The sequence below is a fragment of the Microbulbifer sp. YPW1 genome (genome assembly GCF_013367775.1).
Classification (GTDB): Bacteria; Pseudomonadota; Gammaproteobacteria; order Pseudomonadales; family Cellvibrionaceae; genus Microbulbifer.
Genome location: NZ_CP055157.1, coordinates 298,028 through 312,994 on the forward strand (window position 1 = coordinate 298,028; position 14,967 = coordinate 312,994).

Consider the following 14,967-nt stretch of genomic DNA (forward strand, 5'->3'; position numbering starts at 1 on the left):
CCGGGTACAGCCTTGTGAGACCTTCGAAAAAAGGGACTTTTTCGAAGAGCCCCCAGGGATGGGTTCACGGCGTGTCTCACAAGGCTGTACCCGGTAGCGGCACCGCCACGATCTTCCCCCTTGCTGACACTACAGCAGGGCTCCTTAAATTATTTTTCTGCCTCCCTGTCGGGATTTCTCCACCACCGGCGTTTACCCGTTTACACCCCGAAAAAACTTCGGGGCTGTGCTTTGACATAACAAAAAATGCTACACGCCAGATAACAATAGAATGGAGAAACCCATGCAAAGATCGCGCTTCCCATCCGCCCTGTTCCACAAAACACTATTGGCAGGCACCATTGCCATGATTTCCGCCGGCGCTGCCGCGCAGGAAACTGAGACTGAAGGTAAAATCGTAGAGGAAGTCGTGGTAACCGGTATTCGCGGTGCCCTGCAACAGTCGCTGGACGTTAAGCGCGACGCCACCTCCATTGTCGACGCCATCAGCTCCGAAGACATCGGCAAATTCCCGGATAAAAACGTGGCCGACTCCCTGCAGCGTGTACCAGGTATTTCCGTCGACCGTATCTGGGGCGAGGGCCGGGATATTTTCGTGCGCGGCACCGACAGTACCCTGAACCGCACCCTGATGAACGGCCAGAACGTGGCTTCCGCTTACTGGTGGGCCAACGACAACCCGAGTCGCGGTTTCAACTATTCCATTCTCGCGTCCGAGCTGGTTTCTGCGCTGGAAGTGTACAAGAGTCCGGAAGCCCGTCACGACGAGGGCAGTATTGGCGGTATGGTGAATGTCATCACACGCAAGCCGCTGGACCTGGATCCGATGACCGTAAACCTATCTACCGAGAGCGTATACAGCGAGCTGCCGGACACCAGGGATCCACAGGTGTCCGGCTTGGTCAGCTGGAAAAATGATGCAGAGACCTTTGCCGTGCTCGCCTCTTACAACAGCCAGCAGCGCACCATGCGCCGCGACGGCCTCGAGGTTTTTCCCACCAACGACCTCTATACCGTTACCGACCAGAACGGCAACGTCACCGAAGATGTCTACGTTCCCTGGGGCGGAGGCTCGGCAATTTTCCAGCAGGATCGCCAGCGCGATACCGCGAACCTCACCGTGCAGTTCCGCCCGTCTGATCGCTGGGATATGACCATGAACTATGTCGCCTCCGACATGGATATGGACAACAGCAACCAGAACTACCTGTTCGTTGCCGGCGGCTACAAGATTCCCAATGGCGATGTGGTGACCGACCCTGTGTTCATTCCCACCAGCGATGGCTACCAGGCTCTGGTGGGTGGAGTGATCGAAAATCCCGACAGCATTGGCGTGGCCGACGAGCCCATCGTGCGCGATGCCTTTGTGGAATCCGAGGTGCTGGACTTTGCCGCCGATTACACCGGCGACAGCTGGACCCTGCACCTGCAGGCCGGTACCACCAGCGCGGAGGGTGGCAGTACCAAGGACCGCAATTACTGGTTCGAAGGCAACAGTGCGGAAGACCTGAATTTCGGAACCAATACCAACGAATTCAGCTTTCCGGGCATTGATCCCCTGGATGGCAGTGCGCTGCACCTGAACGCCGCCAACCTGCGGGACTGGGTGCGTGTGATGGAAGATGACGAAAGCTACTTCCAGGCAGACGGCGTGATCGACGTGCAACTGGGGGCGATCACCGCCATCAAGACCGGCGTCAAAATGCGCAACCACACCATCGAGAACAATCGCCAGAACGGTTCCGTAGACGTAAGCAATCCGGACATTGCCGATCAGGTGGCCGCACTGAATGCGATCACCCTCGCGGATGTGTCCTCAGGTCCGAGTCCCCGCCTGCACGGCGAAGGCGCGACTAGCGGCTCACTCACCCGGTACGCGTTCCTGGATACCGGTCTCGCCCGGGAAAAGATCGACAGTATTCTGGATGCCGGCGCCATGACCTACGCGGAAGACCAGAGAGCCTATTACAAGATCAACGAGGACATTGCCGCGGCCTATGCCCAGGCAGATTTCGAAAGCGGCAATCTGCACGGTAATTTCGGCGTACGACTGGTGGAAACGGACCAGACCTCCCACGCCTATATTGATGGTGAGCGCGGCGCGGTAAGCCGCAGCTATCGCGAGGCGCTGCCGAGCGTGAACGTGATCTACGATCTCGCGGAAGACATTATTCTGCGCGGTGCCGCGTCCCGCGCCATGGCCCGCCCGACATTCCAGAACCTCAGTTCCAATATCGTGATCAACGCCACCAGTGGCACCGCCACTGCCGGCAACCCCATGCTGAAACCCATCTTCGCAGATCAGTTTGAATTGGGTGCCGAATGGTATTTCAGTGATGCGAGCCTGGTAGCCGCAACCTACTTCAACAAGGACCTGAGTACCTTCGTGTTCCAGAACACCCAGGTAGAAGAGATTGACGGCCAGAGCATTAATGTCACCCGTCCCTACAACGCCGACAAGGGTGCGGATATCCAGGGCCTGGAGATTCAGGTGCAGCATGATTTCGGGAGCGGTTTCGGGGTGCTCGGCAATTACACCTGGACCGACGCCAAGGTGCCCGGCAGCAAGCTGGAGTTACCGGGCAATTCCCGCGACCAGTTCAATGCTTCGACTTATTACGAGAATGACTTCCTGAGCCTGCGCCTGTCCTACAACCTGCGCTCCGAATCCTACGGCGGGCTCACCTCCGGATCCCAGCTGGTTACCGATCAGTACGATCAGTGGGACGCGACCGCCAACTGGATGGTGAACGAGAATGTGGATGTTTTCTTTACCGCGGTAAACCTCACCAATGAAATCATCTACATGCGCACCGCCGACGGCATCCCCGTAGGCTTCTATGAAAACGGACCGCGCTTCAGCCTGGGCGCACGTCTTTCCTTTTAAAACCCCTTACTAGCAGGCATCACCTTGTCACCGCTTGCAGGCGCCCTCCGGGCGCCTTTTTTAGTTGCGATCGATGTCTGGGCGACGCGCGCCAGGCCGGTTATAGTCGATGCTCGAACCAACCTTCAAAGAAACGGGCGGCGATATGAGCAAAACCGTAGATGGACCCGATGGCATGCCCCGCTGTGGCTGGTGCGCAGCAGCACCGGAATTTTTTGACTATCACGATAGAGAATGGGGCTTCCCGGTAGACGACGACCGGCGGCTGTTTGAAAAACTGTGCCTGGAAAGTTTCCAGTCCGGCCTGAGCTGGCGCACGATACTGGCCAAGCGCGAAAACTTCCGCAAAGCGTTCAAAAATTTTGATTTCAATAAAGTGGCACGCTTTACTGAAAAAGACGTGGAACGCCTGCTCGGGGATGAGGGTATTGTTCGCCACCGCGGCAAGATTGAAGCGGTGATCAATAACGCGCAGAGAGCGCAGGAGCTGGTCAAGCAGGAAGGTTCCATTGCCGCCTATATCTGGCGCCATGAGCCCACGCCACAAAACGGGCAAGCACCACAGAGCGCTTCCACCTCAGAAACCTCCAAAGCACTCGCCAAAGACCTTAAGAAACGCGGCTGGAAATTTGTCGGCCCCACTACCGTCTACGCCTTTATGCAGGCCATGGGGTTGATCAACGACCACCTGGAAGACTGCAAGTCCCGCAGCGAGGTGGACAAGGCGCGCAGGGCATTCAAACGGCCCAAATGAAAAAATGGGTTATTCAATCCCGCGCGGGCAATATCAGCACGCGCTGATCATTCTTGTTGATACGTGCACCGAAACTTTGCTCCAGGGCAAACGCCAGCGCATCGGCATCTCCGGTGTTGAAGACACCACTGATGCGCGCGTCCGCTAGCGCGTCGCCCACCAATACCATTTTACGTGTGGTGTAGCGGTTGTACTCGGCAATGGCATCCTCGAGACGCTCGTTGTCGAAATAAATCCGCTTGGTCTGCCAGGCGGTGACCTTTTCCAGGTCAACCGGTATCACGCCACTATTGTCCCCGGGGTTGGCTGCGCGGTAGCGCACACCCTCACCGGGGAGCATTTTGACCAGCTGCTGACGTGCGCCGTCCGCGTGTTCAGCCTGCACATCCACAACCCCCTGGGTTACGGCAACCTGAACATCCGCCCCCTTCAGTGCCACATTGAATGCGGTACCCAGCGCACGTACTTCGGAACCGCATACATTGACGACAAAGGGACGCGCAGGGTTTTTCGCCACCATAAAGAAGGCCTCGCCCCGCTCCAGCCACAACGCACGCCGCTTACCGCGATAGCGCACCCCCACCCGGCTGTCGGTGTTCAGCATCAAGGTGGAACCATCCTCCAGATGCACTACCTGCTGCTCACCGATACCGGTCTGGTAGTAATCGATGGTCTGATACTGCTTCAGCACCATGGCCGCTATCGCCACCAGTACGGTTGCCGCAACGGCACCAAACCAGCGCCAGCGATTGCGACGGCGCACGGCCTTGCGAATCTCCGGCAATTCACGGTTGAGCTCCTCATCACCGCTCAGCAACTCGCTCATCAGGCTCAGCTGCTGGCACTGACTGAAAGCCAGGCGGTGGCGCGCGTCCTGCTGCAACCAGGCTTCCAGCGCCTCGATTTCTGCGGCGCTCATAGCGGCACTCTGCTGCCGCGCAAACCAGTCTGCGGCCGCGGCCCGAATGGACTCATCAACAACTTCGGCTCGACTCATAACAACTCATTCAACTCTGTTTGCAAGTGCTTCAGGGCCGCACTCATATGGCGCTCGACACTGCGGGTACTGATGGAGAGTGCCGAGGCAATTTCCGGGTAGGTCATTTCTTCAAAGCGACTCAACAGAAACACCTTGCGGGTGACGGGTTTGAGCCGCAGCAGTGACTGCTTGAGCTGCTGCAGGCTTTGCTGCCATTCGGCGCTGCCCTGGGGGGACGGATCCGGGCTTGTGTGATTGGCATCCTCGAAGCACTCGTGATGATCCGTTTTCCGGCGTATATGGCGGCGCAGGCCATCGCGCACCAGATTGGTGGCAACCGTATACAGGTAGGCTCGCGGGCTTTCCCGCAGGGGTTGAAGATCCCGCAACCCGAGGATCTTGACGTAGGTCTCCTGCAGGACGACATCCGCCTCCTGTTGCCCTCCCGGTAACATCCGCGCCACATAATTGCGGATCGATGTGCGGTATTCGAGAAAAAGCGCCTCGATATAAGCGCGATCCGCAGAAGAGAGATCAGAAGAGTGACTAGCAGAGCCGCGATCGTCGGCAAGCTTTCCCGCTGGCGCCTCCGACCGATTCTGCACCAGGCGCAGCGCCGCCCGCGATTGGAACCTAGCCACCGCGCCCCCCGCGAATCCCGCTCAAGATTTTGTATAAACGTTTACCCATAACTCCTGTAAACGACAGTGGCGACGATAACCCGACAGTTTTTTCCAATTATTTACCAGATGCCGCCGAAAATCCCCAGCCAGCGCCGCCGCGCTGTGCACATCGCGGCTGCCGCTTGCAGGATTTATTGCGGATCAGGTATTTTGAGGCACCTGCAGTTGAGGCTCAATTCAGAAACGCCCGCTCAGTCCAGAATGACAATAATGACTAAATCGCCCCCGATGGCCCAACCGCGGCACCGCGGGCCTGTGGCGACGCTGCTGCAGGCACTATTGTTCACACTACCCGCCCAGGCGCTGTCGGCGGCGGACGTATCTGCGGGAAATGATCCGACCTCGCTGCAGACAACCTCCGCCGCCCAACCGCTTTCATTTCAACTGGCGGCACAGCCGCTCGAGCGCGCACTGACACAGTTTGCCGAACAATCCGGCATGCAGGTTTTCTACCGCCCCGAGGAGCTACCGGCACAGCTATCCACCGCGGTCTCCGGACGCTACCTTCCCGAAGCCGCCCTGCAGCAGCTCCTGAAAAATACCGGACTGACCTATCAACTCGGTCACAATGGCACCCTGGTTATCCGCGGTAATGCATCGCCCAGGGAAGCAGATCCGGAGCCGGTAACTGCCATCCCTGTGCCGCGTCCACCGCAGGCGCTGGAAGAGACCTATGTCACCGGGGTACGCACCAGCCTGCGCCAGAGCCTGGCCATGAAACAGGCCAGCAGCAACCTGATTGAGGTAACCACCTCAGAGGATATCGGCAAGTTTCCCGATCACAACGTGGCGGACGCCCTGCAGCGTATCGCCGGCGTCTCTGTGGACCGAGTGTGGGGGGAAGGCCGGGACGTGAATATTCGCGGTACCGACAAGGACATCAACCGCACCCTGCTGAATGGTCAACATGTAGCATCTGCCTACTGGTGGGCCAACGACAACCTGAGTCGCGGGTTCAACTATTCCACCCTCGCGTCGCAACTGGTGCAGTCACTGGAGGTGCACAAGACACCCCGTGCGGACCTGGACGAAGGCAGTATCGGCGGCACCGTTATCGTCCGCACCCGCAAGCCCCTGGAAATGGACAGCGGTGAACTGTATTTATCGGCTGGCCAGAATTACAGCGCACTGGCAGACCGCTGGGCAGCACGGGGGTCGGCACTGGGCAGCTGGAAGAACGCCGCACAATCCCTGGGGGTACTGGCATCGCTCAACTGGCAAAAACGGGACACGCGCCGGGACGGACTGGAGACCTTTGCCGACAATAACCTGTATACCGTGACCGACGCCCACGGCGCCGTTAGCGAAGATGTCTACGCGGTCTGGGGCGGCGGTTCCGCCCTGCTGCAACAACAGCGCAGCCACACCACCGGCAACCTCACTTTGCAGTGGGCACCGGGCGATCGCTGGGATACGACCCTCAACCTGCTGCGCTCACAAGTGGATATCGACAACACCAATCACAACTACCTGTTTGCCCCCGGCGGCTACAAGCTCAGCGAGTCGCCGCCGGCCACCGTTGCTGACCCGATATTTCTCGCGAGCGACGACGGCCGCGCAATACTGGCCGGCGGCACGCTGGGAAACCCGGACAGTCCCGGTGCGATCCTCGATGCAATACGGCGCGAGGCGTTTATCGATACACGGGTCAACGACATCGACATCCGCTACCGCGGCAACAACTGGGACCAGCACGTCCAGTTTGGCGATACGAGTGCCCGCGGCGGCACCGAGCACGATCGCCTGTACCGGTTTACCGGCAATACCCGCGTGGCCTTTCGCCTGGACCGGGATGCCGTGGAATCGACCTACCTGGACCTGAATCCCGAGGATGCAGCGGCCCTGACCCAGCTGTCTCCGCTGACGCGGGACTGGATCCGCACCATGAATAGCCGCGAACACTACGCGCAATGGGATCTCGAGCAGGCGTTTTCCAGCGGCTGGCTGCGCAAACTTCAATTTGGTGCCAAGGTCAGGAATCACCGGGTAGAAAACCACCTCACCGAAGGTGAAATCGATCTCGAATCGTCCCTGTGGCCTGCGCTGAGCACCACGGGTCTGGATCAGGTCAGCAGCGGACTGAGCCCTTTCCTGAGCAACGACAACGCCACCATCAACACCCTGACCCGCTACGCAGTCACCGATGCCGACCTTCTCGCGTCGGTCATCGATCCGGTACTGCAGGCGGGCGCCATGACCTACACCTACGACCGCAGTGCGTTTTTCCGAATCAGGGAGCAGAGCGCCGCCGCTTACGCCAGCCTGGATCTGGAAGCCGGCGCCTGGAGTGGCAATATCGGTATGCGCGGCGTGACGACCCGGCAGCGGGCCAGCGCTTATGATCGGGACCGGTTACATCATGTGGATAACCGCTATCGGGACCTTCTGCCCAGTGCCAACCTCAGCTACCACTTCGGCGATGATCTCGTTGCCAGATTGGGTGCCGCCCAGGTAATGGCCCGCCCCAACTTCAAAGACCTGACCCCGAATATCATCATCGAACCGACCAGCGGTAACGGCGCGGCGGGCAACCCGACGCTGGATCCCTATCGTGCCGACCAGCTGGACCTGGGCCTGGAGTGGTATTTCGCAGACGCCTCGCTGTTTTCCGCCACTCTGTTTTACAAGGATATTTCCACCTTTGTGTATCCCCATGTAAATCTGGAAATCGTGGACGGGGAATCGCTCTACATCACCCGCCCGCAGAACGGCCCCGGGGCAGATATTCGCGGCGCAGAATTACAGTGGCAGCAAACCCTCGGCGGGGGCTTTGGCGTATTGAGCAATTACACCTACACCGATGCCAGTGTGCCCTCTGCCGATGGCACACGTACGCTGGAGCTGCCCGGCAACTCCCGCAGCCAGTTCAATGCGTCGCTATATTTTGAAAATGCGCGGTTTAATGGACGGGTGAGCTACAACTACCGCTCGCGCTCCTACGGAGAGATTATTGCCGGGTCGCAGAGTGAAACCGATGCATACCGGCAGTGGGATGCCACCGCGGAGTGGCACTGGTCGCCGAGACTGTCCTTGTCCGCGGAGGCGATCAACCTGACAGAGGAAGTGCTGCGTATTCGCAGCGCCAGCGGTATCCCACAGGGCTTTTACGAAAACGGACGTCGCTTTGCACTGGGTGTGAAAATAGCGTTCTGATGTGAAGGGAGATTGCCGAACCGGGAAATTCAGTCCGGCACTTCGAAGGAAGCCTTGCCGCTGATGTGATTGTCCAGCTTCCAGTCCGGCACCGAAACAGCCGGCGCCACTTCCGGCTTGCGCTCACCCGCCTCAAGAAGATTGCCTTCCGCCGGCTTGAGGCTGAGATGGTTGACTTCCACCTGTACGGCTTCCACGGATTTTTTCTCGTGCGCCTTGACCAGGTTACCCTCCATGGGCGCGAGGCTCAGTGAAGAGCCGCTCACGGCGGACTGCACCGGTGCGTTCTCGCCCGCGTCTGCGACTGGCGCGGTGGCCGGTTGCGGTTCCGGGGCCCGCGGTGACGGCGCTGCGGGCTGCGGCACTGGCTGCTCCACACCTTCCGCGCGTACTGTCGACTGCGCCCCGAGTTTGGACAGGGTTGCCTGCAGTTGTTCCGCCTGCGCCTGCGCCATGCCTTTTTTGATCGCCAGCGGGCGACCACTGAAAAGTTTTTCGACGGTGTCCGGTCCGGCCTTGAACAGGCGGGCAAAATTGGCTTTCACATCGGCAACGGTGTAGCCGGGCTCAAGGTCGCCGCGAAAAATCACACTGTAGGTGGGAGCTGACATGCTGATACCTCGATCGTGTTGCCTTCAGGCCTTGTTATTCTGTTTTCAATCAGACGCTTTAAGGAAAACACTATTCAATCCGATTCAATCATCGGAATCCAGTGTCTGGTCCATGGTGTAGGCCGGGGCCCCTTCACATTTCCCCCCCACCACCCGCGCGGGCACGCCCGCCACGGTGGAATGCGGCGACACATCGCGCAGCACCAGGCTGCCTGCCGCGATCTTGACGCCCACACCGATGTCCACCGGCCCCAGGATTTTCGCGCCAGCACCGATCATCACACCGCGACCGATCTTGGGATGACGATCTCCGCCGCCACTGCCGCTGCCACCGAGGGTGACCGAGTGCAGAATGGAAACATCGTCTTCCACGACCGTGGTCTCACCCACGACTAGACCAGTGGCGTGGTCAATCATGATGCCGCAACCGAAGCGCGCCGCAGGATGAATATCCACCGCAAACTGCTCCGAAACCCGGCTCTGGAAATACAGGGCGAGTGTGTGTCGGCCTTTTTTCCACAACCAGTGGGCAATGCGGTGGGACTGCAGGGCGTGAAACCCCTTGAAGTACAGAAACGGGGTGAGGTACTGGTCACAGGCCGGGTCGCGGTCGTACCAGGCGCAGATATCCGCCTGCATACAACGGGATATTTCCGGCTCATCCGCCAGTGCCGCAGCAATCACTTCCTGCAGGGCGGTCGCCGTCAGGGCAGCATGATCCAGCACCGAGGCCAACTGATAGGCCAGTGCCCGGTCCAGTGTGCGGTGGCGCAACACTGTGTTGTGGAAATAACTGGCCAGTACCGGCTCGCCGGCGGCAGCCGCAGCAGCCTCCGCGCGCATGGCTGACCAGATATCCCGATTGTTCAATTCAGTGACGTTGATGGTCTCTCTTCCTGTCTCTGATCCAACTCTATGTTTGCCCCACCGGTCAACGGCATTCGGACGGGGACTCAGAGGCGATCCATATTGGTCGGGTAGGCGGATTCCGGCACTTCCACAAAGCGCGGGTAAATGGCTTCCATGGCACCGCACACGGTGTCCGCCAGCGCCAGGTCGCCATCCGCCTGGCACAACTGTAACTGTTCTCGCAGCGACTGGGCACAGTGCAGCTGCTGGAATTCTTTCGCGCGCGGCGCGTAACTGAGGTGCCAGCGCTCCGGCGCTACGCCGCCACGATCCGCGCCGTAGGGGCGGAACAGGCCATAGCTGTGACCCGCGGCAATCTGCTCATCCAGCCAGCAATGAAAGGGCCCAAACACCCCTTCATCTGCCACCTCTTCCGGGGTCAGCTGCACCCGGTAATCCTCTGGCACTGCCGCGGCATCGATCACATCAAAATCGGTGCCCCAATGGTGGCGCGAGCCGCCGGGCAGCGCGGACCAGCGCAATATAGCGAATACGATTTCCTCTGGCGACATGCGCGCCACATCCAGCGGCTGCCCCGCGCTGTCGAGCACTGGCCGCTGACCGCTGGCCTTGGCATTCCAGATAGTGCGCTGGCGCTCGAAATCACGGAAGCCAGACACCACTTTGGGATCAAAGCCGGCCTTTCTCGCACCCCGGCGTAACTGATCAAACGCCGTCAGGGCTTCCGGGTGCATCAGTTGTCCGGAAACGGGTTCCAGAATGACGTGTGCATCCGTCAGCCCGAACAGAATATTGCGCAGTAATTGATGCATGAATTCACTCCCGGGTCCGGAAACGCTGAAGGGGTAACCGAAACGTCATGCTGCAAAAGTCGCCGTTTCAAGCTAGGCTTTTTCTACGAACGAGTCTAAATAGTACAAGTGTGCCGTGCGACAGCAGCCGCCGCAAATAACCGTACTTTAATATGAGCCCGCCTATTCTGCCGCGGGCGATACGGTTTGGCCTTTTATTTTTTTATGCTATGTTGCACGCCTGTTGTATTTGGTTCGGGATTGAACCGAAAGGAAAGCACTTCAGAGTGTTCGAAAGGTCGTCGGGATCGACTTGCCGGGTGTGCAACGTCCCCCTGACACCTCGACCGACTGGAGTACAGGAAATCTCGCGGCGGCCCAGGGCACTCCGCGCAGATATCTCCATAGAGCATCAACAGTTCAGGGAATGAATTTTATGCACCCAAGTCAATCAGAGTTGTTGAAACTGAAAAACCTGGGACTCGCCTCCGTCAATATCCTTCATTCCATTGGCATCCGTACCCAGGCCGACCTGCACCGAGTCGGACCGGTCGAGGCATTCACCAGCATCCGCCGCCGCGGCATCAACGCATCCCGCGTACTCCTCTACGCCCTGCAGGGCGCCCTGCTCGACGTGCACTGGAACGAACTGGACCCCGACCTCAAGGCAAACCTGGTCAGTGAGGCGGAGCAGCGCCTCTCCCGCAAAGATCGCGCCTGACCCTATACTCTCCTGAAATAGTGTCGGTCTGAAATTGTGCCTGTACAGACTTGCAAACGGCACACGCAGACCCTATCTAGCCCCAGATACATCGTCCATTTACCGAGGTATCGGACGGCGAGCCTCGCGGCCCGGCGTATACCCTCCGCTGTGGGTCACTGCCACAGCGGCAAACGGGTTTCACTCGGATCACTAGTTTTTGTTTTCAAAATATCTGTCGGAGATATCTGATGTTGCGAATAGGGCTCTTTTTGCTCACCAACCTGGCGGTGATGGTGCTGGTAGGCATCATATTCAACCTGCTGGGCATTCAGGGCATTCTCGATGCCAACGGCGTCAACCTGAACCTGCCAGGCCTGCTGCTGATGTGTGCCATCTTCGGTATCGGCGGTTCACTCATTTCACTACTGCTGTCGAAAACCATCGCCCGTATGTCCACCCGCACCCAGGTGATCGAGCAGCCAAAGACTGCTGACGAGCGCTGGCTGGTGGAGACCGTGCGCGAGCTGTCGCAAAAGGCCGGTATCGGCATGCCGGATGTGGGTATTTTCCCCATGCCCCAGGCCAATGCGTTCGCCACCGGCTGGAACCGTAACAACGCACTGGTCGCGGTGAGCGCGGGCCTGCTGCAGCGCTTCAACCGCGACGAGGCGCGCGCGGTGATTGGCCATGAAATCGGTCACGTGGCCAACGGCGATATGATCACCCTGGCACTGATCCAGGGGGTGGTGAACACCTTTGTGATGTTCTTCGCGCGACTCGTGGGCTTCTTCGTGGACCGGGTACTGCTGCGCAATGAACAGGGCCTGGGTATCGGCTACTACCTGACTTCCATCATCATGGACATGGTGTTCGGTGTATTCGCCATGGTCATCGTCGCCTGGTTCAGCCGTCGCCGCGAATACCGCGCCGATGAAGCCGGCGCGCACCTGGCCAGCCCCAACGCAATGATCGCAGCGCTGGCGCGAATCAAGGCGGAGTCCGAGGCCGGACGCGAGGAGCCGCTGCCGGCCAACATGAAAGCCTTCGGCATCTACGGCAACAGCATGGCCGCCCTGCTCGCCAGCCACCCGCCCCTTGAGGATCGGATCCTGGCGCTGCAAAATTCTGCTCGTTGATCGCTAACAGTACGGGGCGTGCCCGCCTGCGGGCACGCCTGTCACTACAGCAAATCTATACGCAGGAGCCCGCCCACAGAAATGACGCCGACAAAACCCCTTTCCGCTTTCGCCCTGTCCCTGCTGATGATCTGTACCGCGCTACCTGCGCAGGCAGACTCCCGCATCCCCCAATTCGCCACAGACGATGAAACCAACACCATGCAGGTGTTCAATTTCGCCAGTCCATCGGTGGTGTATGTCACCAACGAAGCCGTGGTGCGCGACCGCTGGACCCTGAAACTGCACACCGTACCCAAGGGAGCCGGCAGCGGCTTTATCTGGGACATCCAGGGCCATGTGGTGACCAACTTCCACGTGATCGAGGAGGCCCGCAAGATCACCATCACCCTGCAGGATCGCAGTGAGTGGCCGGCCACCCTGGTGGGCTCGGCTCCGGAAAAAGATCTGGCGGTACTCAAGATCGACGCCCCCGCGGAGTTGCTCAAACCACTGCTGCCCGGGCAATCCGCCGGACTCTCAGTGGGGCGCAAGGTGCTCGCGATCGGCAACCCCTTCGGTCTCGACACCACGCTCACCACCGGTGTGGTCAGCGCCCTCGGCCGCGAGATCGAAGCCGCGGGCAACCGCACCATTCGCAACGTGATCCAGACCGACGCAGCGATCAATCCCGGCAACTCCGGCGGGCCGCTGCTGGACTCCAGTGGTCGCCTGATCGGCGTCAATACCGCGATCTACAGCCCCAGCGGCGCAAGCGTGGGCATCGGCTTTGCCATCCCGGTGGATACGGTGAAAAAGATCGTTCCGGAACTGATCGCCCACGGACGTCTGGTGCGGCCGATCCTCGGAATTGAATCCGCGCCGGACCAGTGGGCCAGTCGCTACGACTTCAAAGGGGTTGCCGTACTGCGTACCGCACCGGGGCTGCCGGCGGAGCGCGCCGGCCTGCGCGGTGTCTACCGCAGTAACCGCGGCGGCTGGCAGCTGGGCGATGTGATCATTGGAATCGATGGATTGCCCATCAGTAACTACGACGATCTGATGAACGTGCTGGAAAACCGGCGCCCCGGCGACAAGGTGAAGGTGGATTACCTGCGCGATGGGGAGACGTACCAGACCTCACTGGAACTGGCGGCGCCTTGATGACTTTGTAAGATGCCCGGTGGCAGTACCGCCACCGCAGCCAGTTAAATTCAATCGCTATTTCGGTACACTCTCACGCCAGATTGAATCAGGCCGGAACAGATCCCATGCAAAAACACTTTCTCTGCCGCTACGAAGACCTCAGCGAAGGCGACTCCAAAGGCTTCTCCCTCGGAGACAACAGCGCCGGAATGAACAATGTATTTGCGGTAAAGAAAGATGGCGAGATTTTCGCCTACAAGAACATCTGCCCGCACCGGGGCATCAACCTGGAGTGGCAGCCGGACCAGTTTCTGGATTCGGAAAAAGCGCTGATCCAGTGCGCCTCCCACGGCGCCCTGTTCGAAATCACCACCGGTGAATGTATCGCCGGCCCCTGTGCCGGGGACGCGCTGACACCAGTACCGGTGGAATACGCCCAGGAGGGACTCTACGTCCTGTTGGCAGACTGACTCCCGTCAGTCTTTCTGGGGCAGGTACGGAAGCGGCGCCTCAAGGCGAATCTCGTCCGCGCCCAGTTTCGCCCGATAGGCGATCACCTCCACCCCCGCCGCAACCGCCTCTTTCAGCGCCGCCGCATAGGCAGGGTCGATTTCTGCGGCGGCCTCCACAGTTTCTATGGCCGAGTGCTGGACGCAGTAAAAAAGCACCGCGCGCACCCCGGATTGTGCCAGCTTCTGCAATTCCCGCAGATGCTTGGCGCCACGCGCACTGACCGCATCGGGAAACAATCCGCGCGCCCCTTCCGCCAGAGTGACGTTTTTCACTTCCACATAGCAGTCGCCCTGCTCACCACTCAGCAGAAAATCGATACGGCTGTTTTCCTCGCCGTACTTCACCTCCCGGCGCAACCGGGCATAGCCCTGTAACTCTGAAACCACGCCGCTGGTGATGGCCTCCTCCACCAGATGGTTGGCGCGGCCGGTATTCACGCCCGCCAAAGCGCCTTCCGGCGTGGTGGTGATTTCCAGGGTATGGCGGTACTTGCGCTTGGGATTACCGGAGTCGGAAAACCAGCAAGGCGTGTTTTCCTCCCAACAATTTTTCATTGAGCCGGTGTTCGGGCAGTGAATGGTTATAATTTCACCAGATGAAAGTTCAATATCGGCGAGAAATCGCTTGTAGCGGCGCAATAATTTTCCCTGGGCCAGGGGCGGGTTAATTTTCACACAACAACCTGTAAAAAGTCAGAATTGGATGGACTGAACGCCAACCTGTCGAAAAAACGGTCGCCAGAATACACCATCCCGTTCATTC

Annotated in this window: 13 protein-coding genes; 7 read left to right on the forward strand and 6 right to left on the reverse strand. The window is 59.3% G+C overall.

Annotated features, from left to right (window positions below; translation table 11 throughout):
* Window positions 1-283: 283 nt before the first annotated feature.
* Window positions 284-2,887: a TonB-dependent receptor gene (locus tag HUW35_RS01390; RefSeq protein WP_181253931.1), complete on the forward strand. Its 2,604-nt coding sequence runs from the start codon at window positions 284-286 to the stop codon at window positions 2,885-2,887.
* A gap of 145 nt (window positions 2,888-3,032) precedes the next feature.
* Window positions 3,033-3,641: a DNA-3-methyladenine glycosylase I gene (locus HUW35_RS01395; protein WP_181255408.1), complete on the forward strand. Its 609-nt coding sequence runs from the start codon at window positions 3,033-3,035 to the stop codon at window positions 3,639-3,641.
* Between the two features lie 13 nt (window positions 3,642-3,654).
* On the opposite strand, the gene HUW35_RS01400 is transcribed toward HUW35_RS01395, so the two are convergent.
* Both HUW35_RS01400 and HUW35_RS01405 read right to left on the reverse strand, forming a co-directional pair.
* Complete coding sequence (locus HUW35_RS01400; protein ID WP_181253932.1) at window positions 3,655-4,638, reverse strand: FecR domain-containing protein; 984 nt, start codon at window positions 4,636-4,638, stop codon at window positions 3,655-3,657.
* Complete coding sequence (locus tag HUW35_RS01405; RefSeq protein WP_181253933.1) at window positions 4,635-5,261, reverse strand: RNA polymerase sigma factor; 627 nt, start codon at window positions 5,259-5,261, stop codon at window positions 4,635-4,637. The genes HUW35_RS01400 and HUW35_RS01405 overlap by 4 nt, the downstream gene beginning before the upstream one ends.
* A gap of 252 nt (window positions 5,262-5,513) precedes the next feature.
* On the opposite strand from HUW35_RS01405, the gene HUW35_RS01410 reads away from it, so the two are divergent.
* Window positions 5,514-8,456, forward strand: a complete 2,943-nt coding sequence (locus HUW35_RS01410) for a TonB-dependent receptor (protein ID WP_181253934.1) — start codon at window positions 5,514-5,516, stop codon at window positions 8,454-8,456.
* Between the two features lie 29 nt (window positions 8,457-8,485).
* Here HUW35_RS01410 and HUW35_RS01415 read toward each other — a convergent pair whose 3' ends face one another.
* The 3 genes from HUW35_RS01415 to HUW35_RS01425 form a co-directional block, all read right to left on the reverse strand.
* On the reverse strand, window positions 8,486-9,067 hold the full coding sequence (locus tag HUW35_RS01415) for a hypothetical protein (RefSeq protein WP_181253935.1): 582 nt from the start codon (window positions 9,065-9,067) through the stop codon (window positions 8,486-8,488).
* An 84-nt stretch (window positions 9,068-9,151) separates the two neighbouring features.
* A complete protein-coding gene (gene cysE, locus HUW35_RS01420) occupies window positions 9,152-9,910 on the reverse strand; it encodes a serine O-acetyltransferase (protein WP_181253936.1) in 759 nt (252 codons plus the stop codon).
* A gap of 110 nt (window positions 9,911-10,020) precedes the next feature.
* Window positions 10,021-10,749 carry a M15 family metallopeptidase gene (locus tag HUW35_RS01425; protein WP_181253937.1) on the reverse strand — a complete coding sequence of 243 codons (729 nt, stop codon included), beginning with the start codon at window positions 10,747-10,749 and terminating at the stop codon, window positions 10,021-10,023.
* Window positions 10,750-11,164: 415 nt separating this feature from the next.
* Here HUW35_RS01425 and HUW35_RS01430 point away from each other — a divergent pair, with 415 nt between their 5' ends.
* The 4 genes from HUW35_RS01430 (at window position 11,165) to HUW35_RS01445 (ending at window position 14,162) form a co-directional block, all read left to right on the forward strand.
* On the forward strand, window positions 11,165-11,449 hold the full coding sequence (locus HUW35_RS01430) for a TfoX/Sxy family protein (protein ID WP_181253938.1): 285 nt from the start codon (window positions 11,165-11,167) through the stop codon (window positions 11,447-11,449).
* Between the two features lie 230 nt (window positions 11,450-11,679).
* On the forward strand, window positions 11,680-12,567 hold the full coding sequence (htpX, locus tag HUW35_RS01435) for a protease HtpX (protein ID WP_181253939.1): 888 nt from the start codon (window positions 11,680-11,682) through the stop codon (window positions 12,565-12,567).
* 81 nt (window positions 12,568-12,648) lie between these two features.
* Window positions 12,649-13,710: a S1C family serine protease gene (locus HUW35_RS01440; RefSeq protein WP_181253940.1), complete on the forward strand. Its 1,062-nt coding sequence runs from the start codon at window positions 12,649-12,651 to the stop codon at window positions 13,708-13,710.
* 107 nt (window positions 13,711-13,817) lie between these two features.
* Window positions 13,818-14,162 carry a Rieske (2Fe-2S) protein gene (locus HUW35_RS01445; protein WP_181253941.1) on the forward strand — a complete coding sequence of 115 codons (345 nt, stop codon included), beginning with the start codon at window positions 13,818-13,820 and terminating at the stop codon, window positions 14,160-14,162.
* A 6-nt stretch (window positions 14,163-14,168) separates the two neighbouring features.
* Here HUW35_RS01445 and sfsA read toward each other — a convergent pair whose 3' ends face one another.
* Complete coding sequence (gene sfsA / locus HUW35_RS01450; RefSeq protein ID WP_181253942.1) at window positions 14,169-14,879, reverse strand: DNA/RNA nuclease SfsA; 711 nt, start codon at window positions 14,877-14,879, stop codon at window positions 14,169-14,171.
* Window positions 14,880-14,967 lie beyond the last annotated feature (88 nt).

Coding starts and splice junctions, on each gene's coding strand:
- HUW35_RS01390 (WP_181253931.1), top strand. CDS start 284: ATGCAAAGATCGCGCTTCCCATCCGCCCTGTTCCACAAAACACTATTG.
- HUW35_RS01395 (WP_181255408.1), top strand. CDS start 3,033: ATGAGCAAAACCGTAGATGGACCCGATGGCATGCCCCGCTGTGGCTGG.
- HUW35_RS01400 (WP_181253932.1), bottom strand. CDS start 4,638: ATGAGTCGAGCCGAAGTTGTTGATGAGTCCATTCGGGCCGCGGCCGCA.
- HUW35_RS01410 (WP_181253934.1), top strand. CDS start 5,514: ATGACTAAATCGCCCCCGATGGCCCAACCGCGGCACCGCGGGCCTGTG.
- HUW35_RS01415 (WP_181253935.1), bottom strand. CDS start 9,067: ATGTCAGCTCCCACCTACAGTGTGATTTTTCGCGGCGACCTTGAGCCC.
- cysE (WP_181253936.1), bottom strand. CDS start 9,910: ATGCGCGCGGAGGCTGCTGCGGCTGCCGCCGGCGAGCCGGTACTGGCC.
- HUW35_RS01425 (WP_181253937.1), bottom strand. CDS start 10,749: ATGCATCAATTACTGCGCAATATTCTGTTCGGGCTGACGGATGCACAC.
- HUW35_RS01430 (WP_181253938.1), top strand. CDS start 11,165: ATGCACCCAAGTCAATCAGAGTTGTTGAAACTGAAAAACCTGGGACTC.
- htpX (WP_181253939.1), top strand. CDS start 11,680: ATGTTGCGAATAGGGCTCTTTTTGCTCACCAACCTGGCGGTGATGGTG.
- HUW35_RS01440 (WP_181253940.1), top strand. CDS start 12,649: ATGACGCCGACAAAACCCCTTTCCGCTTTCGCCCTGTCCCTGCTGATG.
- HUW35_RS01445 (WP_181253941.1), top strand. CDS start 13,818: ATGCAAAAACACTTTCTCTGCCGCTACGAAGACCTCAGCGAAGGCGAC.